The 1,975-nt window shown below is 61.9% G+C and carries 1 protein-coding gene; it reads left to right on the top strand.

Features of this window, described 5'->3' with window-relative positions; all coding sequences use genetic code 11:
• A partial coding sequence (locus tag A3764_RS11500) for a sigma-54 interaction domain-containing protein (RefSeq protein WP_330220518.1) occupies positions 1-1,856 on the top strand: 1,856 nt, incomplete at its 5' end.
• Between the last annotated feature and the right edge of the window lie 119 nt (positions 1,857-1,975).

The following is a 1,975-nucleotide window of genomic DNA, read 5'->3' as shown; positions in this document are numbered from 1 at the left end:
ATGCTGAGAGCATGCTCGATGATTCCCCATATCTGCCGGTCGTGGATCTGCAACCCTTGCCCGCCCTGCTGGTGGACCCCCGCGCCAACCGCATCCTGAAGGCGAACCCAGCCGCGCGCCTTCTGTTCGACCTCGATACCGCAGAAGCGCGCCTGTCGGATATATTGGTCTCCGCGACCGGGGACATGGCCGTTTTTCTGGACGCTGTCGCACATTTCGGTCGCTACACAGCCCGCGCCCTGCAGTTTCGCGGGGCCGGGGAGGTGCCACCCAGGGTGCAGACCTATGGCGTGCAACTGGACGATGACGAGGTGCTGCTGAGCTTCCTCGACCTGGACGATCTGGACAAACGCAGCCGCGAAGCGGAGCAGGAGGCGCAGCAGAAGGGCGGGTTGATGCAATGGCAGAAAATCTACGGCTTCTTTCGCGAGGTGGAGGCGCAGAACCACCTGATCCTCGAAGCGGCGGGCGAAGGTATCTACGGGATCAACGCGCAGGGTCAGGCGACCTTCGTCAACCGCGCCGCACAGGAAATGCTGGGATGGTCCGCCGATGACCTGATCGGGCGCGAATTGCATCCGATCATCCACCACAAGCACCTGAACGGAGAGCATTTCCCCGCCCATCAATGTCCGATCTACGCGTCCTTTCGAAAGGACGAAACCATGCGCGTCGACGATGACGTGTTCTGGCGGAAGGACGGCAAGCCCATCATGGTCGAATACGTCTCTACCCCGGTTTACGATCAACAGATCCTTGCCGGCGCGGTCGTCATCTTCCGCGATGTCACCGAGCGGCGTGAGAACGAGCGCAAGCTGCGCGAGGCGCTTGATGAGGTGAAGGAACTCCAGCAAAAGCTGGAGCAGGAAAACGACTACCTCCTCACCGAAATCCGTTCGGCCCGGTCGCAGGCCGGGGTCGTCGGTGTCTCCCCCGCCATCAGGTCGCTCAACGCCCAGATCGAACTGGCCGCACAGGGGAATGCGCACGTGCTGGTCTCGGGCCCCCCGGGTTCGGGCAAGAGCATGACCGTTTCCGCCATTCATGAAGCCAGCAGCCGCCACCGTCGTCCGCTCGTCCGTATAAATTGTAGTGAGACGAACGCCCAGACGATGGAAGCGGAGCTTTTCGGCCATCGGCGGGGCGCCTTCCCGGGCGCGAACCGGGACCAGACCGGCAAGCTGCTGATGGCGAACAACGGCACCTTGCATCTTGATGAAATCGCTGACCTGTCCAAGAACCTGCAGGCCAAGCTGCATGACGTGTTGCAGAGCGGGTCATTCCAAAGGCTGGGCGCCGGTGAGGATACGCCTGTCTCGTTGAACGTGGTGGCCACCACATCGCGTGACCTGTCCGCAGAGGTCAGGGCAGGGCGGTTCCGTCAGGACCTCTATTTTGCGCTGAACCTGTTTTCGATCCGCTGCGAACCGCTCTGCGAGCGGGCAGAGGATATCCCCTATCTCGCCAAACATTTTCTCGACCGCATGACCCGCCGGTTGCGGCTGCCGGCAACCCGGTTGTCACAGGCGAATATCAAGGTGCTGACGGAGTATGGCTGGCCCGGCAACGTGCGCGAGCTTGAAAATGTCATCGAACGGGCCGCGATCCTGGCACAGGGCGGGCGGCTCGAATTTGACTTTCACCTCGCGGGGACGTCACCCGGTCCGGGACCGGACGTCGTGTTGACCAACGAGGATTTGCGCGATCTGGAACGCAAGAACCTTGAGAACGCGCTGGCGCGTACAAAGGGAAAGGTTTCCGGCGCGCAGGGTGCGGCATCGATCCTCGGCATTGCGCCGACCACGGCCTATTCGAAGATAAAATCCTATGGCATCGATCCTGCCGAATTCCGGTGATCGCTGTCCTTCCTCCGTTCCTCAGCTCAGTCCACGCCGCTTTCGTTCCGCATCGTCCCACGCGGTGAGCGGCTGGTAATCCGGCACGAAGCCCAGCCCTTTCTGCGCGTCCGACGACG

It is taken from the genome of Sulfitobacter sp. HI0129 (assembly GCF_001635395.1).
Lineage (GTDB): Bacteria > Pseudomonadota > Alphaproteobacteria > Rhodobacterales > Rhodobacteraceae > Sulfitobacter.
The sequence above is the reverse complement of the archived record's forward strand: the minus strand, read 5'-3'. Positions and strand labels throughout refer to the sequence as shown.